The sequence below is a fragment of the Arthrobacter sp. NQ7 genome, assembly GCF_029581595.2.
In the GTDB taxonomy this organism is placed as follows: Bacteria; Actinomycetota; Actinomycetes; order Actinomycetales; family Micrococcaceae; genus Arthrobacter; species Arthrobacter phenanthrenivorans_B.
In genome coordinates, this window is sequence record NZ_JARFXU020000004.1 from 71,237 (window position 1) to 96,535 (window position 25,299).

The following is a 25,299-nucleotide window of genomic DNA, read 5'->3' on the forward strand; positions in this document are numbered from 1 at the left end:
CCGGCCCCTTACACGTTGGGGGCCAACGGCGTAGCGTCTGATGTGTGGGGTTGCGGCGGCGCCTCCCTCTGTCCTGACCGTCGGCCCCGGCAACATCTATCGATGGAGGACCGGCGATGGCTGGTTGGAATGCTGACACTGCTGCCGGTCCGGTCGGAGCCGGAAACATCACCCTCGTGGAAGGGTCCTGTTTCTGCATCTCGCTCCCCAACGGGGACATCCACCCCGAGCATCCCCACGGTGTCTTCCATGAAGATACCCGCATCCTTTCCCGCTGGGACCTGCGGGTGAACGGCAAGCCGCTGGAGCCGCTGGCGGCTGACGTGAAGGAGCCCTACCGCGCCCTGTTCATCGGCCGGGTACCCCGGTCGGATGGTTATGCGGACAGCCCGCTGGTCGTGGAACGCCTGCGCGAGGTAGCGGCCGGAGTGTCGGAACGGATCACCATCCGGAACTATTCGTCCGAGCCGGAAAACTGCACCGTCTCCGTCCGGGCCGAATCCGACTTCGCCGACCTGTTCGAAGTGAAGGAGGCGCGTATTCAAAGGACCTGGGAGGAATCCCGCAGCCATGAGGGCGACTCCCTGACCATCAGCGCGGTATGGCACGACGTCCTCAAACGGGTCTTCGTGCATGCAGAGGGCGCCGTCGCCACCCCCGACGTCCTGACCTACGAGGCACTGGTGCCGCCGCACGGGCACTGGAGCAGGCAGCTCAGCGTGGTCCCGGTCAGCGGCGATGAACCGGCCCCGGCGTCGTCGCACCGGCACCCCACGGCGCCTGACATGTCCCCCAGCGACCGCCGGCGGCGGGAATGGGTGGAAAAGATCCCCAAGCTCCACATGGGCAACCGGTCCATCGAAAGGACGCTGCGGCGCAGTTACGACGACCTCGGCGCGCTCCGGATCCAGGACCCCGCCCATCCGGAGCGGATCGTGGTGGCGGCAGGCGCGCCGTGGTTCATGACGCTGTTCGGCCGCGACTCGCTCTGGGCGTCCGAAATGGCCTTGCCCGTGGACCCTTCCCTGGCATTGGGCACGCTGCAGACGCTCGCGGACAGGCAAGGCAAGGTCGTCGACCCGATGAGCGAGGAAGAACCCGGGAAGATCCTGCACGAAGTACGGCTGGGGGTTTCCAGCGGGCTCGCCCTGGGCGGCAAGTCCGTCTACTACGGCAGCGTCGACGCCACCCCGCAATTTGTCATGGCATTGGGCTCGGTGAGCCGCTGGGGCTTCGCCAGGGACACCATTGCCGCCCTGCTCCCCCACGCAGACCGGGCCCTGGACTGGGTCCGGGAGTTCGGGGACAAGGACGGCGACGGGTTCGTGGAGTATTCCCGCCTCAACGACCAGGGCTTGGTCAACCAAGGCTGGAAGGACTCCTGGGACGGCATCAACTTCGCCGACGGCAGGCTGGCCGAACCGCCCATCGCACTTTGCGAGGTCCAGGCCCTGGTCTACAGCGCGCTGCTGTCCCGCGCGTGGATGGCTTACGACGCGGGGGACGAGCCTCTCGCGGCGCAGCTCACCGGCGAGGCCAAGCGGCTGAAGAAGAAGTTCAACGATGAGTTCTGGCTGCCGGAGCGTGGCTACTTCGCTGTTGCCCTGGACCGTGACAAAAAGCAGGTGGATGCCTGTGCCTCCAACATGGGTCAATGCCTGTGGCACGGCATCGTGGATGACGACAAGGTTTCCGCAGTGGTGGAGCGGCTGATGTCGCCCGAGATGTTCAGCGGCTGGGGCATCCGGACGCTGGGAACCGACATGGGCGCCTACAATCCGGCGAGCTACCATAACGGGTCGGTATGGCCCCACGACAACGCCATCATCGCTGCGGGGCTGCTGCGCTACGGGTTCGTGGAAGAGGCACAGCGGATCTCCACCGCCCTGCTGGAGGCCGCCGAATTTTCCGACGGCCGGCTGCCTGAGCTCTTTTGCGGATTCAGCAGGGAGCAGGTCAGTGAGCCGGTCCCCTATCCCACGGCCTGTTCCCCCCAGGCGTGGGCGGCGACCACGCCCATCATGCTCATCACCAGCCTGATGCGGTACGACGCGCACGTGTCACGGGGCGGTTTCTGGCTGGACCCCGTCCTGCCCGAATCCTATGGGGACGTCCACCTGACCAACGCACCCATCGCCGGAAGCCGGATGACCATCGATGTTGTCGGCTCGGAGGCCACGGTGCAGGGGCTTCCCGAGGGCATCACCTTCCACCGCGAACACCGGCCCTGGCTCACCGAACTCATGGCGGAAACGGGGCTGCTGGGGTAGCGCCGGGACCGCCGGCCGCTAGGCGGCGTCCTCGAGCCACCACCCTTCCCACGCGGCGGAGGTGAGGCGCCCGGCCGGGAAAGCCTCCGGGGAAGTGTCTTCCCGGGCCCGCCTGTCCTCGTCATGGCGGCCGTCCAGCAGCAGGTTCAGGGTATTCAAGGGAAACATGTTCGGTCCTTCCTGGGAGGGGGTGGACAACACCGTCCACGTGGGAAGGAGCCTAGCCAGCCCATGTTTCATCGGGGGCACGTGAGGTTTCGGCCGTGTATCGGTTAACTCACGTGCCGGCCCACCACCTGGCAGGATCGGCGGAGTACAGCTATTTCCGCTGCTTGGTCCGTGCGGTGGCCGGCGCCGACCACGGATCCTCGGGCCAGGGATGCCTGGGGTAGCGGCCGCGCATTTCCGCGCGCACCTGGCCATACGGGCCGGACCAGAACGAGGTCAGGTCATCCGTCACGGCGAGCGGACGCCTGGCCGGGGACAGGAGATGGAACAGGACCGGCACGCGGCCGTCCAGCAGCCTCGGCGACTCGGCCAGTCCGAAGCACTCCTGCAGTTTTACCGCCACCACGGGTGCTGCACCGCCGTCGTCCGGGTCCGGGTAGTCGATCCGGACCGTGGAGCCACTGGGAACCGCCAAGGCTTCAGGCGCGAGCTCGTCCAGCCGGACCGCCTCAGGCCACGGCAACAGCCGGCGCAGGGGGTTTGCCAGGTCGATCGAGGAAACAGGTTTGCCGCCGGCAAGTTCTTCCAGCTCAGGCCCCAGCCATTCATCCAGCCGGTCCAGCAGGGCTGCCGCGGACACATCAGGCCACGGCTCCCCCAGCTCCCGGTGCAGGAACGCGAGCCGGCGCCGGAAGGCGTCCGCCGCCGTCGACCACGGCAGTGCCGCCAGCCCTCCGGACCGCAGCGCGGCCGCCACGGCCTGCCTGCCCTGTTCGGCCGAGGGGCGCACCGGGGTGGAGGAGAGCACGATGGATCCCAGCTTCCTGGTCCTCCGCGCTGACAGCCTGCCATCGGTGAATTCCGCGTCCACCGCGTCCACCAGAAGATGGGACGCCGCCCTTTCGGCGGTGCCGGGCGGAATGGGGGCGGCGGCCCGGATCACGGCACCGGTTCCGGCCGCATCCCGGCTTTCCGCCCGGGACACTTCGGCCACGGCAAGCCACTCGTGGCCCGACAGGCTGCTGCCGGCAGGCAGCCCGGCACGCGTCCCTGACGCCAGCAGGTACTGCCCGGCGTCCCCGCCGCCGGGGACGCGGCGTGCCACCCGGTCCGGAAAGGCGAGGGCGACGACGGCGCCCACCGCCTCCGCGTCTGTGCCGGCGTCGGCGGCAACCGGGCCGGCGCCGGCCTGGTGCCGGCCCGCCAGGGCAGCGAGCCGCCTGGTTTCTTCCGCCCAGCGCTGTCCCGCCTGGCCGCCGGCCCGGAGCTGGGAGAGCAGGCGGGGCAGGTCGGCGCCCGGTGCACGGTGGTCTCCGGAGAGTGCCGCCACCACCCCGGCGGCAAACCGGCCCCCGGCGGAGGTGCCGCCGTCGAGCAGTGCGCGGGCAAGCCGCGGATCCGCGGGTATCCCGGCAAGGGCTCGTCCCGCTGCCGTCACCTGGCCATCGCCGGATACCGCACCGAGCTCCCGGAGCACTTCCACAGCGTCCGCCATGGCCTGGCGGGGAGGCGGGTCCGGCAGGACAATCCCCTTCCCGCCCGGGGCGCCCCAGCAGGCGAGGGTGAGGGCGGCGCCGGTCAGGTCCGCGACGTTGATTTCCGGAGTGACGTGCGCGGGTGCGGCCCCGTACGCCTGCTGCGAGTAGCAGCGCACCACTTTCCCCGGGCCCTGCCGCGCGGCACGCCCCGCGCGCTGGTCGGCCGACGCCCGGGAACAGGAAACAGTGACCAGGCCGCTCATGCCCCGGCCGGAGTCCCTCCGGGGTTCCCTGGCCAGCCCGGAGTCGATGACCAGCCGGACCCCCGGCACCGTCAGGGAGGATTCGGCGAGGTCGGTGGAGACGATGATGCGGGGGCGGTCCCCGGGCCCGCGCCCCGATACCGCCCTGTCCTGCTCGGCTGCCCCCACCTGGCCATGCAGTTCCAGGACGTCAGCGTGGCTGCCCGGGTTGCTGCGCAATGCCCCGGCAACAAGGGAGACCTCCCTGGCGCCCGGCAGGAAGACCAGCGCATCCACGGAGCCGTCAGTGCGAAGAGCCCGGGCATGGGCGTCCGCGGCCGTGGCGGCGACAAAGTCAAGGAAACCGCGCGCCACTCCCCTGGCGTCCAGCCGGGGAGCCGGAGCGGGGAGCCACTGCACGTCCAACGGATGGTTCACGGAAGGACAGTCGACGACGGGCGCCGGCTGGCCGCCGTCGGGATCCCCCAGCAGGGCCGCGAAGCGGGGCGCGTCCAGCGTGGCGGACATGGCGACGACGGCGAGGTTGCCGCGCAGGGCACGGACCTCGGCGAGCATGCCCACCAGGAGATCTGTTTCCAGGCCCCGCTCGTGGACTTCGTCCAGGACGACGGCGGCAGTGCCGTCGAGCCCCGGGTCGGCCAGCAGGCGGCGCACCAGGATGCCCGGGGTGACGAATTCAATCACCGTCTCCGGCCCGGCCTGCCGTTCCCCACGGACCGTGTAGCCGACGCGGCGGGCAGCATTACTGCAGTCAAGCGCAGAGAGGCGCCGGGCGGCTGCCCGGGCGGCCACGCGCCGCGGCTGGGTGACCACCACACGGCCGGACCGGCCGTAAAGATTTGCGAGCAGCGGAGGGACCAGCGTGGTCTTGCCTGTTCCCGGCGGGGCCTGGACGACGGCGGCGCCAGGCGAACCGCCTCCCCGGAGGGCCGCTTCCAGGACACCAAGGGAGTTTTCGAAGGCGAGCCCGGCACCGATCGCCCCGAGGTCGAAGCCGTCGCCGGAGGTGCCGTCAGGAGGAATCATCCATCCATTCTGCCCTGACCACTCCCCCCGGGCGGCAGTGGCCCTGCAGTTCCACCCGTTGCGGGAGCCGGCCCTTTCCGCCTCGGCCAGGGCTTCGGTCAGGGTTTGCCCTGGCCTTTGCCCTTCCCCTTGGCTTCCTTGGCCACGTCCTGCCCCTGGGAGCCGTCCTGCGCCTGCGAACCCGGGCCCTGCGGGGCAGGCGCCGGTTCCGGTGCTGCGGCAGGAACCTCAGGTGCAGCGGGAGCGGGATTGGTGCCGGCGGTCTCGGCCAGTGGAGGAGCCGCCCCGGCAGCGTTCGGTGCCGTGGCGGTGGGCGCCGCCGGCGCCGCAGCCGCCACCTGGGTGGCGATGTCAGCCCGGACCGCGGCGAGGGCAGTCTCGATGCCGCGGTATCTCGCAGCAGACAGGCGGCCGGCCGCCGCTGCCTCGTTCAAGTCCTTCTCCAGGGCCTGGAGTGCGGCCAGCGCCCCGTCCATCCTGTTCTCCGCCGCGGCCTGGCTGATGCTCAGCACCCGGACCTGGAACCCCCGCAGCACACTCTCTTCACTGACGCCGGGACGGAACCCTGCCGCGCCGGCCACCAGGAGCCCTGCCAGCAGGGCACAGCACAGGATGACGACGCCGCGGACGCCGCGACGGGGACCGGCTGTTGGATGTGCGGTTGCGGACAGCAGCACCGGTGCCCCCTGGACACTGTGCGGTCCCGTAGGCACTGCCGGTCCCGTAGGCACTGCCGGCCCTGTGGGCACTGCCACCTCAGGCTGCATGCCGGCCCCGCAGCGGTATGGCGGACGCGGAACGGACGGGCAGAACTGTCACCGTGGCAGGAGCGGCCGGCTCCAGCCGGGCGTTCCGGGCCCGGGTTGCCTGCCGTGCGAGCAGCATCCGGGCACCTGCGCGCAGGACGGTGGCCGCCAGCAGGCCAATCCCCAGTCCAAGGAGAACGTGTCCGGCCAGGCGGTATTGCCCGCCCGCGGCTGCGGCTGCTCCGCCTACGGTCAGCATGACTGACAGGGCCGTACCGAAAATCGCTCCCATGGCTCCTGCTCCCATCCGGTTTAATCAGCAAGCTTACTAGTAATGCTCAGCAAGCTTACTACCTGATGGCTTCATGGCAAGGGCATGACGGGCGGCGTCGAACGGACGGGCTGCGGTGGTGGCCGGATTCAGCCCGCCGCTTCGAGGAGACGCTGCGCCGGGGCGAGGCCGGCGTACTGCCCCTTGAAGAACAGCAGGGGGTGCGCGTCGTGCCGGGCATCAAGGTGCCGCACGGCCGCCACCACGATGGTGTGGTCACCGCCGTCGTACTCTGCGTGCACTTCGCAGTCGATCCAGGCCAGCGCCTGGTCCAGCACCGGGTTGCCAAGCGGCGAGGGCGCATGGCTGACGCCTGCGAACTTGTCCGCCCCGGACCGGGCGAACTGCCCTGCGAGGTGCTGTTGTTCCGCCGGGAGGATGTTGATGGTGAACGAGCCGGCGTCGCGCAGGGCGGGCCAGGTGGTTGAGGTACGGGCCGGGCTGAAGGTGACCAGCGCCGGTTCCAGAGACAACGACGCGAACGACTGGCAGGTGAATCCGGCGGGACCGCCGGGCGTCGAACCCGTGATCACCGTCAGGCCACTGGCGAAGGTTCCGAAAATATCGCGAAGCCGGCGTGGTGCGAGATCTGAAGTAACTGTCATGGAAAGGCCTCTCGTCTGGATCGTTACCTCACCAAACCATCACCAAATCCGCCGGTTCAACCCGCCTGACATGGGCCGACGCGGACCGAAACGCAGTGTCATTCCCGGACATCCGGCGTCATCCGCTTCCCGTTCCCGAAGCACTTTTGTGTCACTGCTTAACGCACCCTGGACCCTCGCTGGAGGCGGGAAAAGTGCTATCCAAGCGAATCCAGCGCGGCGAGCAGGCGCCGGACGGAGCCGCCGAGGTTCCAGTCGACGGCAAGCTGCTCCAGCTCGGTGCGCCGCCCACCTGTCACGGGACGCAGCTGCGCGCCCGCTTCCTCCAGGGTGGGCAGCTCAAGGTTGCGTACCAGGCGCACGACGGCGGGCGCTGCTTCAAGATACGGGCCCGCCGCTGACAGTTTGGCCCGGACAGGCGCGGCGACGCCGCCGCCCGGGTCATCGGCCGCCGCGAGCAGCCGCTCGAGGGTGCCGTACCTGAGCAGCAGGGACGCTGCCGTCTTCTCGCCGATCCCGGCAACACCGGGCAGGCCGTCCGAGGCGTCCCCCCGGAGGGTGGCGTAATCGGCGTACTGCTGCGGCAGGACCTTGTATTTGGCCACCACCGTTTCCTCCGTGATGACCTCAAGGTTCTTCATCCCGCGGGCTGTGTAGATCACGCGGACCGCACGCTCGTCGTCGCAGACCTGGAACAGGTCGCGGTCGCCCGTGACGACGTCCACGGGACAGCCTGCGTGGCTCGCATAGGTGCCCACGACGTCGTCGGCCTCATGACGGGCCGCCCCGACGATGGCGATCCCCGCCAACTCCAGCACGTGGCGGATCATGGGCAGCTGTGCCTGGAGGCCCTCGGGCACCACCTCGATGTCGGCGCCGTCCGGAACCGCCTCGGCCACCCGGTGGGCTTTGTAGGTGGGGAGCAGGTCCACGCGCCACTGCGGTCGCCAGTCATCGTCCCAGCAGGCCACCAGGTGGGTGGCGTGGTAGTCGGCGCTGAGACGGGCAATCATGTCCAGCAGGCCGCGGACGGCGTTGACCGGCGTTCCGTCCGGGCGCCGGATGGTGTCCGGCAGGCCGTAGAAGGCACGGAAGTACAGGGACGCAGTGTCGAGCAGCATGAGGCGCTGGGGCATACCTTGATCCTGACACGGAAGTTGGGTCCTGGCACGGAAGGTGGCCACGGTGCGGCAGGAACCGTGGCCCGTGTCAGCCCGGAAAGAGGCCGAGGTGAACCCCAGGCCGGGCAGGCCCAACGGCGGCCCGGGTCCGGACCGTTGTTCACGTACTTTAGGCGGGTCATCAATGCAACAGCTTCCGAATGCAGCGGTGCCCGGATACCGGTTTCCCGTTGACCCGCCGCCAAAGGTACGTGACGATGTCGGAATGACATCCAGCCTTGACGGCGGACGTGCCGTGCCCGCGCAGCCGACCATCATCAACGACAACGGCGCATGGTGCTGGTTCCAGGACGAACGCGCCCTCGTGGACCCGGTCAGCAACACGCTGCTGGTGGGATCTGTGGCCGCTCCGGAAGGTCCCGGCGGGGACAGCCGGGGCGGCAACATAGAGCTTTCGGTGCTTGACCTGGCCTCCGGGCAGAGCAGCGTGCACGTCCTGCACCACAGGCTGGAGCCGGATGACCATGACGCCCCGGCCTTGCTGATCAGGCCTGACGGGCGCTACCTGGCCATGTATGCCAGGCACAAGACGGACAACTATTCCCGCTGGCGGGTCTCTGCCCGGCCGCACGACGCCTCGGAATGGAGCGAAGAACAATGCTTCGACTGGACCGGGCTGGCCGGCGGCCGTGGCGCAACCTACTCGAACCTGCACCGGCTGGATGCCGAGGCCCGTGTTTACAACTTTGTCCGCGCCATCAACGACGACCCCTGCATGCTGGTTTCGGACGACGACGGAAGTACCTGGCAGTATGCAGGCAAGCTCTTCACCCGGCCCAAGGTGGGCTACGTCAACGGGTACACCCGGTACGCCGGCAACGGCTTGGACCGCATCGACCTCATCACCACCGATCATCATCCCCGCGACTTCAACAACAGCATCTATCACGGATTCATCCGGGGTGGGGCGCTGCACGATGCCGAGGGAAGGGTGGCCGGCAAGCCGCTGGTCGGTTCACCGGGCGTCAACCAGGACGCCCTGACCACCGTCTTCCAAGCCGGCACCGAGCTGGGCGGGGACGTCCTGACACATGGCTGGACGGTTGACCTCCGCGGCCAGGGGGCCCGGCTTGCGGCGATCATCAGCTGCCGGGCCAACGATGTGAACGGTGCCCTGGAGCGGGAACAGAGGCTCGACGTCGATGACCACCGGCTGCTGTACGCCCGCTTTGACGGCGTGCAGTGGAACCTGTCCCACCTCGCCGTCGCAGGCCCGGGCCTGCTCCCGCATGAGCAGGACTACACCGGCCTCGGGGCCGTGGACCCCTACGACCTGGACACCGTGTGCGTCTCCACGCCCGTCGATCCGCGGTCCGGGGAAGCCACCGGCCACTACGAGATCTACCGCGGACGGACCCGGGACGAGGGGCGGACGTGGGAATGGGAGGCAATCACGTCGCAATCCCGGGAGGACAACCTCCGGCCGATCGTTCCGCCCGGAGACCCGGACGTCCACGTGGTGTGCTGGTTCCGCGGCAGCATGCGGTCATCCCAGGCCTACCAAACCGAGGTCGTGGTTCTGCAACAGGCCCGGTGACCCACACCGGGACGCCAGCGCCGTGTTACTCCGCGCCGCCGCGGGGAGGACCGTCGATCACCCGCGGGACGTACTCCAGCAACTGCAGACGGCCGTCAAAGGTCCTGCTGTCCACCATGTCCAGGGCGACATCGGGGTAGCCTTCGAAGATCCGTTCACTTCCGGTGCGCCCGGTGATCAAGGGGAAGACCACCAGCCGGAACCGGTCCACCAGGCCGGCGGCCACCAGTGACCGGCACAGGCTGAGGCTGCCGAGGGTGCTGAGCAGCCCCGGGTGCTGCTGTTTCAGGCGCCCCACGGCCTGGACGGCGTCCCCGGCCACCAGACTCGAGTTCGGCCACTGGAGCGGCTCCGCCAGGCTGGACGAAAACACCATCTTGGGAACGGCGGCAAGGCCCGTCAGGGAGGCGCTTTCGTTGTCCGAATATTCCCCGCCTGCACCCGCGGCGTCGGCGGACATGCCGGACATGAGGCGGTAGGTGTTGGCTCCCATCAGGTATGTGCGCTCCCGGCCTGCCTCCTGCTCGAGCCAGGCCAGGTACTCCGGCCCCTCCAGGCCCCACCAGCCCGGCCACCCCTCGCCGGAAGCGCAGCCGTCCAATGTGATGATCAAATCCACCATCAACTGACCCATGCCGGCCACCTTATGCCCGGAAGCTGCCTAGAACCAGTCCCCGTCGGCGTAGGCGCTCCGGACGTGGGCGCGGAGATACTCGCCCACCACCGCGGCGCCCAGGTCGCCCACCTCCGGCGCTACCACACGGCCATCCACGCGCCGGGCCATCCGCTGGATGAACCTCTCGAGGCCGGGGTCGTTGCCCAGGCGGAAGAATGTGGTGTGGACGCCGGACCGGCCCAGCCGGTCCAGCTCGGCAACGGTGGCGCGGATGGTCTCCGCATCGGGCGGCCAGTTGAACCAGGAGTCTCCGTCAGGCAGAAGATGGGCGGTGGGTTCACCGTCGGTCACCACCAGCAGGACGGGCTGCATGGACGGGTGCCGGCGGAAGAACCTGCCGGCCAGCAGCAGCCCGTGGTGCAGGTTGGTCCCCTGTTCGCGGAGCGCGGGCAGCGCCGTGAGCTCGCCGATGTCCATGGACTGCGCGTAGCGGCCGAACGTGATCAGCTGCAGCCGGTCGCCGCGGAAACGCGTGGACACCAGGTGGTGCAGGGCCAGCGCGGTCCGCTTCATCGGCACCCACCGGCCCTCCGCCGCCATCGAGAAGGAAACATCCACCAGCAGGACCACCGCGGCCTGGGTTCGGGCCTCCGTTTCGGACACTTCGATATCGTCGACGGCCAGGCGCAATCCCCGGGCCGGGTCGCCGCCGTCGGCCATGGTACGCCGGATGGCATTGGTCATGGTGCGGGTGACGTCCCAGGGTTCGGCATCCCCAAACTCCCACTGCCGGCTGGAGCCGGTCTGCTCACCGGCTGCCCCTGCCGTCCTGGTATCCCGGTTTCCCTGCCGTCCGGACAGCTGCCGCGCCGTGTCGCGCAGCAGCGACTTCCCGAGCCGGCGCATGGCCTGGGGCGACAACCGCAGGTCACCGTCGGCACCCCGCCGGAGGTACCCGCCGTCCTGCATGGCCCGCTCGATCTCCGCCAGGGTGCGGGCACTCACGGCCGCATTTTCCCCCAGCTGGCGGGCAAGGGCGTCCAGGTCCAGGTCATCGAGCCTGGAGCCGTTATAGGACTGGGAAAGCTGCTCGGACAGTTCGTCGAGCTCGGCGAGGTCCTGCAGCACCCCGGTGCCGTCGCCCAGGCCCAGCCCCTCCTGTCCTTCAAACCGTTCCGAGCCCGTCCAGTCCTCGCCCGGGCGCAGGGCCTGGAGGGTGGCGTCGAGCTGGCTGAGCTGGTCCATCAGCTCCGGCGAACCAAAGGCCTGCGCGGACAGCCGCATCAACTCATCGCGCTGCTCAGGGGACATCGACTGCAGGAGACGCTGGGCGGCCGCGGCGCGCTGGGCAAGCGCGTCCACCAGTTCCTCCACCGACTGCGGATTCTCCGGAAAGAACTGGCCATGCTTGGCCATGAATTCCTGAAAATCGGCATCGGTGTCTTCCCCGCGCCGGTGCTTCGCCAGTAATTCGTTGAGGTCCCGCAGCATGGCGTTCACCGCTGCACGGTCCTCGTCCGTGGCGGACTCCAGCGCCTGCTTCATCCCGGCAAACCGCTGCTCGAGGACTTCGCGGCCCAGCAGGTCCTTGATCCGGTCGTAGGCTTCCCGGGCCGTGCCTGACTGCCAGTCGTAGGATGCCAGTTCGTTGACCGCCGCGGCCGTGGAAGCCGGCAGGTTCTGCAGCTGCATCTCCCGGAAGGCACGGTCGGTGTTGTCCATCATGGCGTCGCGGGCCAGCTGCTTGCGCTCCTCCAGCACCGCGGTGTCCAGGAGCTTCTTCACCTCGTCCAGGGTGCCGTCCAGGCGGTGCCGGCTGAGCAGGTCGCGCCGGCGCTGCTGGACCCGCCGGGCAAGGTCGTCCAGCCCGTCCCGGTTCCGGCCGCCGCGCCGCAGGAACTCCTGGAGGGCATGGCGGGGCGAATAGCCTGCCATCACGTCTTCGGCGACGGCGTCGAGCGCCTCGGCCAGGTCTACCGGCGGGGCGAGCGGATCGGGTCCGCCGGTGTAGCGGCCGTACCTGGCGGACCGCTTGTGGATGGCCATGCTGCCTCCCGTGCCTAGCCGTAAATGGTTTCCTCGTCGTCGGATTCCTTGGAGATCCGGCGGCCGAGGTAGAGGCCTTCGAGGGCCAATTCGACGGCGGCCGCCAGCTGTCCCTCATTCGTTGCACCCAGGCGCCGGCCTATTTCGTCGTAGAGGCCGGAGCCGTTCAGCGAGGGCAGGTTGCCCAGGAATTCCTGCGCCGTGACCTGTTCCCCGGTGGTGACGGTGCGGTGGCCGTCCAGGGCGGCCACGAGCGGACCCATGTCAAGGCCTTGGAAGTGGGCCCTGACCGCTTCCGCGGTAGCGGTGCGCAGGAGGTGGTCAAGGATTCCCTGTTCGCGGCCTTCCTCGCCGGATTCGAACTCGATTTTGCCGGTCAGGACTTCCACGGCCGGCTCCAGGTCGATGATCCGGGCCACTGGCTGGTCCTCGCCCCGCAGGCTTGCGCGGCGCAAGGCGGCCGCGGCCACCGTCTCCGCACCGGCAATAGCGAACCGCGCGGACACGCCGGAAGTCTGGTTGATGGCCGGGGACTGCCGCAACGCCCTGGTGTAGCGTGCCAGGATTTCCAGGATGAACGGCGGTACGTCCGCCACCAGCTGGCCTTCCTGGCGGATGACCGACACCTCGTCCTCCAGCTCGATCGGGTAATGCGTCCTGATCTCGGCTCCAAACCGGTCCTTCAGGGGCGTGATGATGCGGCCGCGGTTGGTGTAGTCCTCCGGGTTGGCCGATGCAACCACCAGCACGTCCAGCGGCAGCCGCAGCACATAGCCGCGGATCTGGATGTCCCGCTCCTCCATGACGTTGAGCATGGCCACCTGGATGCGTTCGGCGAGGTCGGGAAGTTCGTTGATGGCAATGATGCCGCGGTTGGAGCGGGGTATCAGCCCGTAATGGATGGTTTCCGGGTCTCCCAGGCGGCGGCCCTCAGCCACCCGCATCGGGTCGACATCGCCCACGAGGTCGGCCACGGAGGTGTCGGGGGTGGCAAGCTTTTCGACGTAGCGTTCGGAACGGTGCCGCCAGGCGATCCGGAGCCGGTCACCCTCGGTCAGCACGCGGGCGCGGGACTGCTCCGTGATCGGATCGAACGGGTGCTCATTCAGCTCCGAATCCTCGATCACCGGCGACCACTCGTCCAGCAGCCCCGCCAGGGTGCGGAGCAGGCGGGTCTTGCCCTGTCCCCGCTCGCCCAGCAGCACAATGTCGTGCCCGGCGATGAGGGCCCGCTCGAGTTGCGGAATCACGGTCCGGCTGAAACCGAAGAGGCCCGGCCACGGGTCCCTGCCGGCAGACAGGGCGGCCAGGAGGTTGTCGCGGATTTCGTGGCGCAGGTCCTTCTGGACGTGGCCTGCCGCACGCAGTTCACCAACGGTATAGATATCGGGGCGATCAGTCACTCCTCTACCGTAAGCCCGGTCCTGCGGCTAATCGATAGATTCCTCCAGATTCCCCGCAGCGCATTTGAGGGAACGACGGCGGCCCGGCAGCTTCCGCCGCGGACCCCACTCCCCGACGCGCACATCCACCTGTGACGCGCATCCGACTCCCCGACACGCGCCTCCACCTGTGACGCGCACATTCCTTTTCGCGACCCACATATAGTGCGCGCCAGGGAATCTGCGCCGCATAGATGCCTCGCGGCTACCGCTTGCCGCTCCCCACACCCCGCAAGCTCGGCACGGGGCCCCCTCGCGGCTACCGCTCCCCGCTCCCCGCACCCCGCAAGCTCGGCGCGGGGCCCCCTCGCGGCTACCGCTTGCCGCTCCCCGCACCTCGCAAGCTCGGCACGGGGCCCCCTCGCGGCTACCGCTTGCCGCTCCCCGCACCCCGCAAGCTCGGCACGGGGCCCCCTCGCGGCTACGCTTAGACCCGATGACACAGAACACGCTGATCCTCCTGGTGCGGCACGGTGAGACCCCCACTACGGGAAAGGTCCTGCCTGGCCGGGCCCCCGGGCTGCATCTGTCCGAGCGCGGACGCGCGCAGGCCGACGCCGTTGCCGGCCGCCTTTCCGGTCTTCCGGTGGACGCCATCTACTCCTCGCCGCTGGAACGCGCCAGAGAGACCGCGGAGCCGGCCTCCGCCCGCTCCGGAGTGGCGGTCACGGAAGAAGCCGGGCTCCTGGAATGCGACTTCGGCGATTGGACCGGAGCTGAGCTCTCCGGCCTCGGCAGCCTGCCGGAGTGGCAGACAGTGCAGCACAACCCGTCGGTCTTCCGGTTTCCCAACGGCGAATCGTTCTCCGGAATGCAGGCCAGGATGGTCAGCACGCTGGAGGACCTCCGCGCCGCCCACCGGGGCGGGGTGGTGGTCTGCTTCTCGCACGCCGACCCCATCAAAGCGGCCGTTGCCCACGCCCTGGGCACCCACCTTGACCTCTTCCAGCGGATCTTCATCAGCCCGGCGTCGGTCTCTGCGATTTCCTACGCCGATGGCCAGGCGCCCGCCGTGCTGACGGTGAACTCGACGGCGGACCCGTTGAGCGGGCTGAGGCCGGCATGACGCCTTACCTGCCGGTGCCGGACGGATGGACGAGGCGCTCAGCCGCCGGGGGCGCGCGGTGTCCGGCCGCGAACTGACCCTCCTCACTGAGGGCCGCGTCGAGTTGCTGGGGCGCATCGTGACCGGCAGCAATGCCACCTTCCTTGCCGAAGTGACGCGCGGCGACGATTCAACCTGGGCGGTGTACAAGCCGGAGGCAGGGGAACGGCCGCTGGCGGATTTCGACGCCGGCCTGTACCGCCGGGAGCGCGCCGCTTACCTCCTCAGCGAAGCACTCGGGTGGGGCATTGTGCCGCCCACGGTAGTCCGGACGGACGCACCCCTGGGCGTCGGATCGCTGCAGTGGTTCATCGAGGGCGACCAGCAGGAGCATTACTTCACCCTCTACGCGGATGCTCCGGAAACCCACTCGGCGCTGGCCCGGATAGCCCTGTTTGACTACGTGGCGAACAACACCGACCGCAAAAGCGGCCACGTCCTGCGCGGCGCCGACGGGCATATCTGGGGCATCGACCATGGACTTTGCTTCTCCGCCCCCTTCAAGCTGCGCACCGTGATCTGGGACTTCGCCGGCGATCCCGTTCCGGAGCCCCTCCTTGAGGACATCAGCCCGCTCGCCGTCGAGGTTCCGCTGGACGTGGCCGCGCTGCTCGACCCTGCCGAAGCGGCGTCCCTGCGCCGCAGGGTCCAGCACATACTGGAGGACAAGACCCTTCCCGTCGACCGGACCGGGATGCGCTACCCCTGGCCGCTCGTCTGAGGTATCTGGCCTGAGCTATCTGGCCTGGGGAAGCGGCCTCACTGCGCTTCCGGGTGCCCCTTGGCGGCGGCAGCCGCCGGAGCCACCTGTTCCAGGTAGGCCCCGATGTGCTCCAGCAGGTAGTGCTGTCCCAGCACCGTGGGGTGGTCGCCGTCGGGGCCGATCAGGTCGTCGAAGTCATCGCTGATCCAGCCCTCGGCGATGGGGTCCACGAACTCACCGCCCGCCTCCCGGGCCGCGGACTTGAGCTGCCCGCTGATGTCCACGAGCGCGGGGTCAGGGTCTGCAGAGTACGACGGCGGCCCCACCACGATGATCTTCGCTTCGGGCGCCAGGGCCTCCGCACGGTCCATCGCCGCCAGGGCGGCCTCGCCCACGTCCGAAGGCGCATAGCCAAGGTCGTTTTCAGAGCCGAAGAACACAACGATGCCGGTGTCCGGGGTGACGAAGTCTTCTACTTCGGTGCCGAACGTACCGTCGAAATCACCGGGGCTGAGGTAACCGCTGCCGTTTTGGGCGGCGTTGACGACCTCCAGGCCGGCGCCCAGCGGGTCCTTCCGGATCAAAGCCGGCCACGCCTGCTGCGGTGAGGTGCCGTGGCCGGTGCTGAGCGAGTCCCCCACGACCACGACGCGGACCGGCGGCGCGGCAGCGGCAAGTGGCGGGGCCTGGGCGGTGCTTCCCGACGTGACGGCGAGCGCGAGGCCAACGGCACCCGCGGCCACAAGCCGGCCGGGATGCCTGTGCAGCAGCACACTGTGTTGCATGGTGCCGCCTCCTGCCTGGAATCATCGAAGGTCCCGCGGCGGCCGGCGGCCGCCAATCTGTCCTTTGTCCCTGTCCCATCGTAGGCAATGGTGGAAATACTTTATGGCTTGGGCGGCCAGGATCAAAGGATCCACAGCGACTGCACAGGAATTTCCGCTCCAGGGACGCTCTCGGGGGCCAAAGGTCCGGGAGGCCCGGTTCGCGGCGGGCTACCCTTGACGGGTGCAGCGGCAAACCATCGACTGGAACCCCGAAACCAACGTCTCCGAACCGGCACCCGGTGTCTACTTCGTCGAGGGGCCGGCCTCCAACTGGACCGTGGTCCGGGCCGGATCGGACTTCATTCTGGTCGACAGCGGTTACCCCGGGGACCGCGAACACGTCCTGGCGTCGCTCCGCTGGCTGGGCCTGGAACCGGCGGCCGCCGCTGCGCTGCTGCTTACGCACGGCCATGTGGACCATACCGGCTCTGCGGCCTTCTTCTCGGAATCGTTTGGAACCCCGGTCCTGTGCGCGCCTGAAGAACTGGCCCATGTCCGGGGGCAGGAAAAACACCAGGTGACTTTTGGCCAGGTCCTCTGCCGGGCGTGGCGCCCCCGCGTGCTGCGCTGGATGGTCCACGTCATCCAGGCGGGGGCGCTGTCGGCGAAGCCCGCAACCCGGGCCGAGGCATGGGACACGGCAACCCTCCGCGCCCTCCCCGGCCACCCGGTTGCCATCAGCCTGCCGGGCCACACACCCGGCAACGCGGCACTCTTCTTCCCCGCCGCAGGTGCCATCGCCGTCGGCGACTCGTTCGTCACCGGACACCCCATCAGCCCGGAGTCCGGTCCGCAAATGCTGCACGCCATGTACCACAGCGATCCGGCCGGGGCGTTTGCCGCACTGCGGAACCTGGCGGGCATGGAGGCATCCGTCATCCTTCCCGGCCACGGTCCTGCACTGCATAAGCCGCTGGCCGACGCACTGGCGGACCTGGACGTCCAGGAAGGGGCCGCGCCGCGAGGATCGGGAGACCGAGGATCAGGGAACCGACCACCAGGGAAGCAGGGATAAAGCCCAGCGGGGGCCGTACCTAGAACTTTCCGTACCGGGCCCGCGCCATTGAGTACACGCCGTAGCAGATGAGCCCGGCGGCAATGGCCGCCAGGAGGAAGACGCCATAGGGCTGTGCACCAAGCGTCTTCAGGCCGCCGTCCAGGCCGGAGGATTTGGAGGGGTCGGCCGTTGCGGCCGCCACGATGATCAGGACTCCCACGACGGCGAGGACCACGCCCTTGGCCGTGTACCCGACGACGCCGAGCCACTCGACGGCCGTGCGGGCACTGCCTGGGTCCTGCAGGTCCTTCATGAACTTCCGTGACACACCGCGATAGGCGTAAAACACCCCGGCGCCGATGATTGCCAGGCCTATGGCGATCAGGAGGACCACCCCCGCGGGGGCTCCCATGAGCTTTGCCGTGAAATCACTGGCCGACTGGCTGGAGTTCTTGCTGCCGCCGGAGGCAAAGACCGCAAAGGTGAAGGCCAGGAACCCGAAGACCACCGCTTTGCCGGCGGCACTGGCGGCCGCCTTCAGCTTCTTCTTGGAATCGGTTTCGGCACGGGCCCCAAAGAACGCCTCGCTGAGCATCCACAGGGCAAGCGCGGCGCAGGCCACCGCCCCGACCCACAACAGGATGCCGCCGCCGGGCTTGGAGGCCAGGGTTCCGATGGCCCCGGATTGGTCGGCTTCCCCGCCCTGGCCCCTGTCCAACTGCAGGGCGATGACGCCGATCAGGATATGGACCAGGCCGATGAAGACAAAGCCGGCCCGGGCCAGGATACGGACGGCCGGGCTGCGGCTCGCCGACGCGGCCTCGGATACTGCCCTGTTCGCTCCCTGCGACGCGTTGCCCATGGCCGGCCCTTCCACCTATGTAGTTGATCGTTGGTCCCGCCGGGTGGCACCTGCTGCCTGCCGTCCCTGCGGGATGATTCAGTGTAATTCCGTCCGCCCCGTCCCGACAGATCCCTGGAGTTCGGGCCACAGCCGGATGGCGGCTAGAGTCGAAGCGGTGCATGCCGAACAGAACCTTGACGACCTGACCGCCCTGAACCTGCAGATGCCGGGCCTGCCCGCAGAGGCCGGCGGCCACGGCGAAGGCGGCTTCGTCCGGGTGCGTGGCGCCCGCGAAAACAACCTCAAGCACGTCAGCGTGAACGTACCGCGGGACGCAATCGTGGCCTTCACCGGGGTCTCCGGCTCCGGCAAGTCGTCCCTTGCCTTCGGCACCATCTACGCCGAGGCCCAGCGCCGCTTCCTCGAATCCGTCGCACCCTACGCCCGCAGGCTCATTCAACAGGGCCACAACCCCAAGGTGGAACAGATCACGGGGCTGCCGCCCGCCGTCGCACTTCAACAGCGCCGCGGCACGGCCAGCACCCGCTCAACTGTAGGAACGGTCACCACGCTCTCCAATTCGGTGCGGATGCTCTTTTCCCGCGCCGGCAGCTACCCCGCCGGGGCCCCGCCGCTGGACTCCGATGCCTTCTCCCCCAACACTGCGGCCGGCGCCTGCCCGGAATGCCACGGCCTGGGCACCGCCCACACTGTCACGGAAGCGTCGCTGGTTCCGGATCCGTCACTGAGCATCCGCGAAGGCGCGATTGCTGCGTGGCCCGGCGCCTGGCAGGGCAAGAACCTGCGGGACATCCTGACGCACCTGGGGTACGACGTGGACATCCCCTGGCGGCAGCTGCCGCGGAAAGACCGCGACTGGATCCTCTTTACGGAGGAGCAACCCGTAGTAGAGGTGACGCCGCAGCGCGACCGCGTGGCCAAGCCGTACAAGGGCCGGTTCTGGAGTGCCAGGAGCTATGTGATGCACACACTGCTCGACTCCGGCAGCCCTGCCATGCGGGAAAAGGTGCTGCGGTTCATGGACACCGGGCCGTGCCCGCGGTGCGGCGGAACAGGGCTCCGGCTCGACGCCCTCGCGGTGACGTTCGCCGGGCACACGATCGCCGGGCTCAACGCCCTGCCCCTGACCGACCTGGCTGGGATCATCCGCCCCACCACCCTGCTGGCCACACCGGGCACCGCCTCACGGAAACAGTCATCCGAGTCGAACGAAGTGGCGGTGGCCATCACCCGGGACCTCCTGCAGCGCATCACCGTCCTGCTGGAGCTCGGCCTCGGCTACCTGGCCCTCAGCCGGGCCACGCCAACACTCTCCCCGGGCGAAATGCAGCGGCTCCGGATCGCCACCCAGCTCCGCTCCGGGCTCTTCGGAGTGATCTACGTGCTGGATGAACCGTCGGCGGGCCTGCACCCCGCAGACGCCGAACCGCTCCTGGCGGTCCTCGACCAGCTGAAGGCCTCGGGGAATTCCGTATTCGTGGTGGAGCACAACATGGATGTGGTGCGCCGCGCCGACTGGCTGGTGGACGTCGGTCCCCGCGCCGGGGAAGATGGCGGCCAGGTGCTCTACAGCGGCCCGGTGCGGGGCCTGGACGAGGTGGAAGGGTCCGTGACCCGGCCGTTCCTGTTCCCTGGCGGCCACGCAGGACTCAGCGCTGACGGCGGCACCGGCAATGACGGGCCGCGGGAAGCTGCCGGGTGGCTGGCCCTGCACGGGATCACCCGCCATAACCTGAACAACCTGGACGCCGCCTTCCCGCTCGGCGTCCTGACAGCCGTGACCGGTGTTTCAGGCTCGGGCAAGTCCACGCTGGTCAGCAAGGTACTGGCCGATGCCGCCGGTGCGCGGCAGGCCGCGGAGGACAGCCCGGGAGGGTCCGGCGAACCGGGCAGGAGCGACGGCGACGGCGGCCCGGGCCGCGTGGGGCAGGTGTCCGGGCTGGAGGGGATCGACCGGACCGTCACGGTGGATCAGAAGCCGATCGGACGCACGCCCCGGTCCAACCTGGCCACCTACACAGGATTGTTCGACGCCGTCCGGAAGGAGTTCGCCGCCACGGACGCGGCGAAAAGCCGGGGTTTCGGGCCCGGGCGCTTTTCCTTCAATGTGGCCGGTGGACGCTGCGACACATGCCAGGGCGAGGGCTTCGTCGCCGTGGAACTGCTCTTCCTGCCCGGCAGCTACGGTCCGTGCCCGGAATGCAACGGCTCGCGCTACAACCCCGAAACCCTGGAGGTCACCTACCAGGGCAGGAATATCGCCGAGGTCCTTGGCATGACAGTCAATGCGGCCGCCGGCTTCCTTGCCGGAATCCCCGCCGCTGCGCGTTCCCTCCGCACCCTCCAGGACGTGGGCCTGGGCTACCTCCGGCTGGGCCAGCCTGCCACCGAGCTGTCCGGCGGCGAGGCGCAGCGGATCAAGCTGGCCACGGAGCTGCAGCGGGCCAGGCGCGGCCACACCCTGTACCTGCTGGACGAGCCCACCACGGGACTGCACCCGGCCGACGTCCAGCTCCTGGTGGCGCAGCTGAACCGCCTCGTGGACGCCGGCAACACAGTGATCGTGGTGGAGCACGCCATGGACGTGGTGGCCGGGGCGGACTGGGTGATGGACCTGGGCCCGGACGGTGGGGACGCCGGCGGCCGGATTGTCGCCGCCGGCAACCCGGCCGCCGTCGCGCGTTCCCGCACCAGCCGCACCGCCCCCTACCTTGCAGCCGCGCTCAAGGCCCGGTCCGGCACCCGCAAAAGATAGCAGGCCACGCACTTGCCCTCCTCCCCGCCGGCGCGTATCACTGAGGAATGCGTTCCCGGACGCCGGCAGCCCGGCACGACCAGCTTCGGGGCCGGGTGGCGGTGGTCACCGGCTCAAGCCGCGGGCTGGGGTTTGCGATGGCAAGGGAGCTGGGCCTGCACGGTGCCGCCGTGGTGCTGGCGGCACGATCGGCCGACGCCGTTGCTGCCGCCGTCGAACGCTTGCGGGCCGAGGGCATCACGGCGTCAGGACGGCGCTGCGATACCGGCGTACTGGCCGACGTGGAAGCGGTCCGGGACGAGGCCCTCGCCCGCGGAACGCTGGACATCTGGGTGAACAACGCCGGGACGTCAGGGGTGTTCGGACCGACGGCGTCCACGCCCGTGGACGACTTCACCCGCGTGGTGCGCACCAACATCCTTGGCACGTTCCACGGGGCGAGGGTCGCTTTGCCGGTCTTCCTTGCCCAGGGCCACGGCGACCTGGTGAACCTCTACGGCCAGGGAGACCAGGGACCCGTAGCCCTGCAGAACGCCTATGCCTCGAGCAAGCGGTGGGTGCGGCAGTTCACCGAAACCCTGCGCCTGGAAACCAAGGGGACCGGCGTACGGGTGCACGGCATGAACCCCGGGCTGGTGGAAACAAATCTCCTGGGCCGGGTGTCATCACAGGCCGGGTACGAGCAGCGGCTCGGGGCCCTGCAGGTGGTGGTGGGGCTGTGGGGCCAGGATGCACGCGAAGCAGCCCGGCCGATCGTTGGGCTGGTCACCGGCGATGCACCGGAATACCGGTTCCTGACCAGGCGGAGGCTGGTGACGCACGGACTGCGCAACGTCCTGCGTGGCCGCCTCCGCCGGCGGAACCGGATGCCCCTGGACGTCACGGTGGTGGAGGGACACTCCGGGAATTGACGACGCTACGGGATTCCCGGCCTGGCCGGCCTTACCGTGGTGGCTGCGTCCCTTGCCAAGGCTCCCTTGGCCCGGGGCAGGAAGATCAGCGCCAGCATCGCGATAACGCAGCAAAGGATGATGTAGAGCGAGATCGAGGTCGAATTCCCGTAGCTGGCCAGCAGGGCCGCGGCAATCAGGGGCGCAGGGCCGCCGGCAACCACGCTCGCCAGCTGGTAGCCGAGCCCGGCACCCGTATACCGGATGTCCGTGTCAAAGCTCTCGGCAATCAGCGCGGCCTGCGGCCCGTACTGGATATCGTGCAGGACCAGGCTCACCACGATGGCGACACCCACCCACAAGGCGTCACGGGTGTTCAACAGCCCGAAGTACGGGAACGCGAAGAGTGCCGTCAGCACGATGCCGGTCCCGTAGACGCGGCGCCGGCCAAACCGGTCTGAAAGGCGCCCGAACAAGGGAACGCTGACCAGCCCCAGGGCCGCTGCAATGAGGGTGTCGTCAAGAATCGAGTTGCTGTCCAGTTTCAGCTGCTTGGTGGCATAGGTGATGACGAAGGTAATGAACAGGTAGAACGGAGCCTGCTCGGAGGTCCGTACCAGGGCGGAAAGAAGGATTTCCCTGGGCTGGCGCCGGATCACCTCGATGATCGGGGCCCGCACCACCTTGTTGGACTTGCGGACTGCATCAAACTCCGGGCTTTCAATGACGCGCAGCCGGACGAAGAGGCCCACTCCGATCAGGATGATGCTCAGGATGAACGGGATCCGCCAGCCGTATGCCAGGAAGCCGTCCGTTCCGGTTGCGGCGGTGGTGATCCGGACGACGCCGGTGGACAGGACAAGTCCCAGCGGCACCCCGATCTGTGGCCAGGACGCCGACAGTCCACGGCGGTCCTGGTTGCCCCATTCCATGCTCAGCAGGACGGAGCCGCCCCACTCACCGCCGACGCCGATCCCCTGGATGATACGGAGCAGGACCAGCAGGACCGGGGCGGCCACGCCGATGCTCTGGTAGGTGGGAAGGCAGCCGATCAGTACCGTACCGAAAGCCATGAGGAAGAGCGTGGCCATAAGCGTTGTCTTGCGGCCGATCCGGTCGCCGAAATGGCCAAAAATGGCTGCACCGATGGGCCGGGCAACAAAGCCGACAAATTGCGTGCCGAATGCCGCCAGTACGCCGGCAAAGGCTACCTGCCCCGGGAAGAACAATTGCGGAAACACCAATGCAGCGGCAGTGCCATAAAGGAAAAAGTCATACCACTCAATGGTCGTTCCCACCACGCTGGCCACGGTGGCCCGCCGTACGGCCTGTTCCCGGGTCACTTCTTGAATACTCATCATCACTCCATTGGTCTGATGCAGTAGAACGCCCGGCTTGGCTTCGAAATACAGCGACATGGATTGTGAAGCCAGGCCCTGGACCCGCAATGCGGATCCTCCTTTCATGGTGCGAGGGTCGGTTGCCTGTGTCAACGGTCCGCGGAAGGGCCCGGCGGGCCCGCAGCCGGGGCCGCCGTCGGACGCCTGTCTTGGTTGCTGCAGGCAAATATCAACCGGGCTCTGGACTCTTGGCCGGGGCCCGATCAGACTGTCTACAACAGCTGGCCGGGCGCGGCGGAATTGACGGTACTTTGATGGCCTGGTGCATGGACGGCTGCATTTATTGGGGCTTTACCGTGATGCCTGTTTCACGGCATTGAAAGGACCTGGTCATGCCGGACTTCGCACCGTTCTATCCGCTTATTGCCATCATCCTTGGTGTGCTCGTTGCCATCGGGTTTATCTGGGTGGCAACCAAGCTGATGTGGAAAGTGGCTGAACCCAATGAAGCCCTGATCATTTCGGGCCTGACGCGGGGAACCCTCGAAACGCGGGCAGGAATGGATTTCAAGATCGTCACCGGCAAGGGCGCCCTGGTCCTGCCAGGTCTCCAGACGGTACGGACACTGTCGCTGACACTGAATGAAACCGAACTGAAGGTTTCCTGCGTGACGTCCCAGGGCATCCAGGTGATTGTTGAAGGCGTGGTGATCTACAAGATCGGTGATGCACCGCCGTTCATTGCCAACGCGGCCCGGCGCTTCCTGGGCCAGCAGCCCAAGATGGAAAGCCAGGTGTACAACGTCTTCGAGGGCCACCTCCGGTCCATCATCGGCAGCATGACCGTGGAGGAGATCATCCGGGAACGGGACAAGCTCGGTTCCCAGGTCCGCAGCGCCAGCGGGGTGGAAATGGAAAAGCTGGGACTGGTGGTGGATTCACTGCAGATCAAGGACCTGCAGGACCCCACCGGATACATCCAGAACATCGCAAAGCCGCACATTGCCCAGGTGAAGATGGAAGCCCGGATAGCGGAAGCCACGCGGAACCGGGAAGCGGCGGAGAAGGAGGCGGAAGCGGCGGCGCTGATTGCGGACGCCCAAAGCGTCTCGGCGATCCGGCAGTCGGTGGCGCAGGCCAATGCGGAGCGCGCCAGGGCGAACGCCGCCCAGGCCGGGCCGCTGGCCGAGGCGACCGCGCGGCAACAGGTGGTGGTGCAGGAAACCGAAGTGGCCAAGCTCGAGGCGGACCGGGAAGAGCAGAAGCTGCAGACGAGCATCCGCAAGCCCGCAGACGCGAAGGCTTACGCGAAGCGAACGGACGCTGAAGGCCAGAAGGCTGCTGACATCAGCGCCGCCGAAGCGCTGGCCCGCCGCACCGAACTCGAGGCGCAGGCGAACGCACGCCGCACCGAGCTGCAGGCCCAGGCAAATGCGACGGCCGCGGCTGCCGCCGCCGGTGCAACGAAGGTCACGGGCGAGGCCGAGGCCGCCGCCACCAGGGCGAAAGGCGACGCCGCTGCATCCGCGATCAAGGCCAAGGCACTGGCGGAGGCGGACGGCATCAAAGCCCGGGCGGAGGCACTGGGCACGAACCAGGACGCCGTCATCTCCCAGCAGCTTGCGGAGAACATGCCCGCCATCATCGCCGCAGCAGCGGAGCCGTTCTCGCACGTGGGCAACATGACGGTGCTGAACGGCGGCGAAGGCGTCAACAAAATGCTGGGCGGCATCCTGGCCCAGGCCGGCGATTACCTGCCGGCCCTCGCGTCCGCGCTGCGCAAGGGTGAGGACACCAAACGGCCCCCCAAGGCTCCCACCCCCTAAAGGCAGGCCAATGCGAAAAGACGTTGACCGGAGCCTGACGGGCAGGATCGGCCGGGTGACCGGGCGGATCGGACCGGGCACCATCGGCGAAGTCATGCTGCCGTATCTTGGCGGCATCATGGCCTTCCACGCCCACCCGTTCGACAAGACCAGCGTCTTTCCCGTGGGCTCCGAGGTGCTGGTGATCTACTTCGACCCGCCCCAGACGGTCTACGTGGACGAGCTGCCGGACGTGTTGCGGCACGCCGATTAGTGGCCCTGCGTCCGCCCGTGCCGGTGGAG

General features: G+C 68.4%; 21 protein-coding genes. 9 read left to right on the forward strand and 12 right to left on the reverse strand.

Annotated elements, in window-relative coordinates:
* The first annotated feature begins 116 nt into the window (after window positions 1-116).
* Window positions 117-2,270 carry an amylo-alpha-1,6-glucosidase gene (locus PUN71_RS06555; protein WP_277797762.1) on the forward strand — a complete coding sequence of 718 codons (2,154 nt, stop codon included), beginning with the start codon at window positions 117-119 and terminating at the stop codon, window positions 2,268-2,270.
* Between the two features lie 18 nt (window positions 2,271-2,288).
* Here the strand turns inward: PUN71_RS06555 and PUN71_RS06560 are convergent, their stop codons facing one another.
* From PUN71_RS06560 to PUN71_RS06585, 6 genes are all read right to left on the reverse strand, one after another.
* Window positions 2,289-2,438, reverse strand: coding sequence for a hypothetical protein (locus PUN71_RS06560; RefSeq protein ID WP_167562179.1), 150 nt, complete (start codon window positions 2,436-2,438; stop codon window positions 2,289-2,291).
* Between the two features lie 151 nt (window positions 2,439-2,589).
* Entirely contained in the window at window positions 2,590-5,205 is a 2,616-nt protein-coding gene (gene hrpB / locus PUN71_RS06565; RefSeq protein ID WP_277797763.1) for an ATP-dependent helicase HrpB, read from the reverse strand.
* A gap of 98 nt (window positions 5,206-5,303) precedes the next feature.
* Window positions 5,304-5,882 carry a hypothetical protein gene (locus PUN71_RS06570; RefSeq protein WP_277797764.1) on the reverse strand — a complete coding sequence of 193 codons (579 nt, stop codon included), beginning with the start codon at window positions 5,880-5,882 and terminating at the stop codon, window positions 5,304-5,306.
* Window positions 5,883-5,961: 79 nt separating this feature from the next.
* Window positions 5,962-6,243 (reverse strand): hypothetical protein, encoded by a 282-nt coding sequence (locus tag PUN71_RS06575; RefSeq protein ID WP_277797765.1) that lies wholly within the window; start codon window positions 6,241-6,243, stop codon window positions 5,962-5,964.
* Window positions 6,244-6,371: 128 nt separating this feature from the next.
* The gene (locus PUN71_RS06580; protein WP_043454844.1) at window positions 6,372-6,887 is read right to left on the reverse strand and encodes a flavin reductase family protein; all 516 of its coding nucleotides are present in this window, start codon (window positions 6,885-6,887) and stop codon (window positions 6,372-6,374) included.
* A gap of 197 nt (window positions 6,888-7,084) precedes the next feature.
* Window positions 7,085-8,023 (reverse strand): 5'-3' exonuclease, encoded by a 939-nt coding sequence (locus tag PUN71_RS06585; protein WP_277797766.1) that lies wholly within the window; start codon window positions 8,021-8,023, stop codon window positions 7,085-7,087.
* A gap of 250 nt (window positions 8,024-8,273) precedes the next feature.
* Here PUN71_RS06585 and PUN71_RS06590 point away from each other — a divergent pair, with 250 nt between their 5' ends.
* Window positions 8,274-9,605, forward strand: coding sequence for a BNR-4 repeat-containing protein (locus PUN71_RS06590; protein ID WP_277797767.1), 1,332 nt, complete (start codon window positions 8,274-8,276; stop codon window positions 9,603-9,605).
* A gap of 25 nt (window positions 9,606-9,630) precedes the next feature.
* Here PUN71_RS06590 and PUN71_RS06595 read toward each other — a convergent pair whose 3' ends face one another.
* Genes PUN71_RS06595 through PUN71_RS06605 form a run of 3 tightly spaced genes read right to left on the reverse strand, consistent with a single transcriptional unit; the run spans window position 9,631 to window position 13,670 of the window.
* Window positions 9,631-10,239: a dihydrofolate reductase family protein gene (locus PUN71_RS06595; RefSeq protein ID WP_277797768.1), complete on the reverse strand. Its 609-nt coding sequence runs from the start codon at window positions 10,237-10,239 to the stop codon at window positions 9,631-9,633.
* Window positions 10,240-10,266: 27 nt separating this feature from the next.
* Complete coding sequence (locus tag PUN71_RS06600) at window positions 10,267-12,267, reverse strand: vWA domain-containing protein (RefSeq protein ID WP_277797769.1); 2,001 nt, start codon at window positions 12,265-12,267, stop codon at window positions 10,267-10,269.
* Between the two features lie 14 nt (window positions 12,268-12,281).
* A complete protein-coding gene (locus PUN71_RS06605) occupies window positions 12,282-13,670 on the reverse strand; it encodes a sigma 54-interacting transcriptional regulator (protein WP_277797770.1) in 1,389 nt (462 codons plus the stop codon).
* Window positions 13,671-14,145: 475 nt separating this feature from the next.
* On the opposite strand from PUN71_RS06605, the gene PUN71_RS06610 reads away from it, so the two are divergent.
* Window positions 14,146-14,775: an MSMEG_4193 family putative phosphomutase gene (locus PUN71_RS06610; RefSeq protein WP_043449682.1), complete on the forward strand. Its 630-nt coding sequence runs from the start codon at window positions 14,146-14,148 to the stop codon at window positions 14,773-14,775.
* A gap of 25 nt (window positions 14,776-14,800) precedes the next feature.
* On the forward strand, window positions 14,801-15,535 hold the full coding sequence (locus PUN71_RS06615; protein WP_277797771.1) for an SCO1664 family protein: 735 nt from the start codon (window positions 14,801-14,803) through the stop codon (window positions 15,533-15,535).
* Window positions 15,536-15,573: 38 nt separating this feature from the next.
* Here the strand turns inward: PUN71_RS06615 and PUN71_RS06620 are convergent, their stop codons facing one another.
* Window positions 15,574-16,302, reverse strand: a complete 729-nt coding sequence (locus PUN71_RS06620) for an SGNH/GDSL hydrolase family protein (RefSeq protein ID WP_277797772.1) — start codon at window positions 16,300-16,302, stop codon at window positions 15,574-15,576.
* Between the two features lie 223 nt (window positions 16,303-16,525).
* Between PUN71_RS06620 and PUN71_RS06625 the strand changes: the two genes are divergently transcribed.
* Window positions 16,526-17,359 (forward strand): MBL fold metallo-hydrolase, encoded by an 834-nt coding sequence (locus PUN71_RS06625; RefSeq protein WP_277797773.1) that lies wholly within the window; start codon window positions 16,526-16,528, stop codon window positions 17,357-17,359.
* A 19-nt stretch (window positions 17,360-17,378) separates the two neighbouring features.
* Here the strand turns inward: PUN71_RS06625 and PUN71_RS06630 are convergent, their stop codons facing one another.
* Entirely contained in the window at window positions 17,379-18,203 is an 825-nt protein-coding gene (locus tag PUN71_RS06630) for a DUF1206 domain-containing protein (protein WP_277797774.1), read from the reverse strand.
* A 205-nt stretch (window positions 18,204-18,408) separates the two neighbouring features.
* On the opposite strand from PUN71_RS06630, the gene PUN71_RS06635 reads away from it, so the two are divergent.
* Together PUN71_RS06635 and PUN71_RS06640 are read left to right on the forward strand one after the other, a co-directional pair.
* On the forward strand, window positions 18,409-20,961 hold the full coding sequence (locus PUN71_RS06635; RefSeq protein ID WP_277797923.1) for an excinuclease ABC subunit UvrA: 2,553 nt from the start codon (window positions 18,409-18,411) through the stop codon (window positions 20,959-20,961).
* Between the two features lie 47 nt (window positions 20,962-21,008).
* The gene (locus tag PUN71_RS06640) at window positions 21,009-21,872 is read left to right on the forward strand and encodes an SDR family NAD(P)-dependent oxidoreductase (RefSeq protein ID WP_277797775.1); all 864 of its coding nucleotides are present in this window, start codon (window positions 21,009-21,011) and stop codon (window positions 21,870-21,872) included.
* A 5-nt stretch (window positions 21,873-21,877) separates the two neighbouring features.
* Here the strand turns inward: PUN71_RS06640 and PUN71_RS06645 are convergent, their stop codons facing one another.
* Window positions 21,878-23,209 (reverse strand): MFS transporter, encoded by a 1,332-nt coding sequence (locus tag PUN71_RS06645; RefSeq protein WP_277797776.1) that lies wholly within the window; start codon window positions 23,207-23,209, stop codon window positions 21,878-21,880.
* 374 nt (window positions 23,210-23,583) lie between these two features.
* On the opposite strand from PUN71_RS06645, the gene PUN71_RS06650 reads away from it, so the two are divergent.
* A complete protein-coding gene (locus tag PUN71_RS06650; RefSeq protein ID WP_043449672.1) occupies window positions 23,584-25,017 on the forward strand; it encodes a flotillin family protein in 1,434 nt (477 codons plus the stop codon).
* A gap of 10 nt (window positions 25,018-25,027) precedes the next feature.
* A complete protein-coding gene (locus PUN71_RS06655; RefSeq protein WP_082006948.1) occupies window positions 25,028-25,270 on the forward strand; it encodes an NfeD C-terminal domain-containing protein in 243 nt (80 codons plus the stop codon).
* Window positions 25,271-25,299: the final 29 nt, after the last annotated feature.

Coding starts and splice junctions, on each gene's coding strand:
- PUN71_RS06585 (WP_277797766.1), bottom strand. CDS start 8,023: ATGCCCCAGCGCCTCATGCTGCTCGACACTGCGTCCCTGTACTTCCGT.
- PUN71_RS06610 (WP_043449682.1), top strand. CDS start 14,146: ATGACACAGAACACGCTGATCCTCCTGGTGCGGCACGGTGAGACCCCC.
- PUN71_RS06645 (WP_277797776.1), bottom strand. CDS start 23,209: ATGAGTATTCAAGAAGTGACCCGGGAACAGGCCGTACGGCGGGCCACC.
- PUN71_RS06555 (WP_277797762.1), top strand. CDS start 117: ATGGCTGGTTGGAATGCTGACACTGCTGCCGGTCCGGTCGGAGCCGGA.
- PUN71_RS06615 (WP_277797771.1), top strand. CDS start 14,801: ATGGACGAGGCGCTCAGCCGCCGGGGGCGCGCGGTGTCCGGCCGCGAA.
- PUN71_RS06620 (WP_277797772.1), bottom strand. CDS start 16,302: ATGCAACACAGTGTGCTGCTGCACAGGCATCCCGGCCGGCTTGTGGCC.
- PUN71_RS06580 (WP_043454844.1), bottom strand. CDS start 6,887: ATGACAGTTACTTCAGATCTCGCACCACGCCGGCTTCGCGATATTTTC.
- PUN71_RS06595 (WP_277797768.1), bottom strand. CDS start 10,239: ATGGGTCAGTTGATGGTGGATTTGATCATCACATTGGACGGCTGCGCT.
- PUN71_RS06635 (WP_277797923.1), top strand. CDS start 18,409: ATGCCGGGCCTGCCCGCAGAGGCCGGCGGCCACGGCGAAGGCGGCTTC.
- PUN71_RS06630 (WP_277797774.1), bottom strand. CDS start 18,203: ATGGGCAACGCGTCGCAGGGAGCGAACAGGGCAGTATCCGAGGCCGCG.
- PUN71_RS06590 (WP_277797767.1), top strand. CDS start 8,274: ATGACATCCAGCCTTGACGGCGGACGTGCCGTGCCCGCGCAGCCGACC.
- PUN71_RS06600 (WP_277797769.1), bottom strand. CDS start 12,267: ATGGCCATCCACAAGCGGTCCGCCAGGTACGGCCGCTACACCGGCGGA.
- PUN71_RS06575 (WP_277797765.1), bottom strand. CDS start 6,243: ATGGGAGCGATTTTCGGTACGGCCCTGTCAGTCATGCTGACCGTAGGC.
- hrpB (WP_277797763.1), bottom strand. CDS start 5,205: ATGATTCCTCCTGACGGCACCTCCGGCGACGGCTTCGACCTCGGGGCG.
- PUN71_RS06640 (WP_277797775.1), top strand. CDS start 21,009: ATGCGTTCCCGGACGCCGGCAGCCCGGCACGACCAGCTTCGGGGCCGG.
- PUN71_RS06560 (WP_167562179.1), bottom strand. CDS start 2,438: ATGTTTCCCTTGAATACCCTGAACCTGCTGCTGGACGGCCGCCATGAC.
- PUN71_RS06650 (WP_043449672.1), top strand. CDS start 23,584: ATGCCGGACTTCGCACCGTTCTATCCGCTTATTGCCATCATCCTTGGT.
- PUN71_RS06655 (WP_082006948.1), top strand. CDS start 25,028: ATGCGAAAAGACGTTGACCGGAGCCTGACGGGCAGGATCGGCCGGGTG.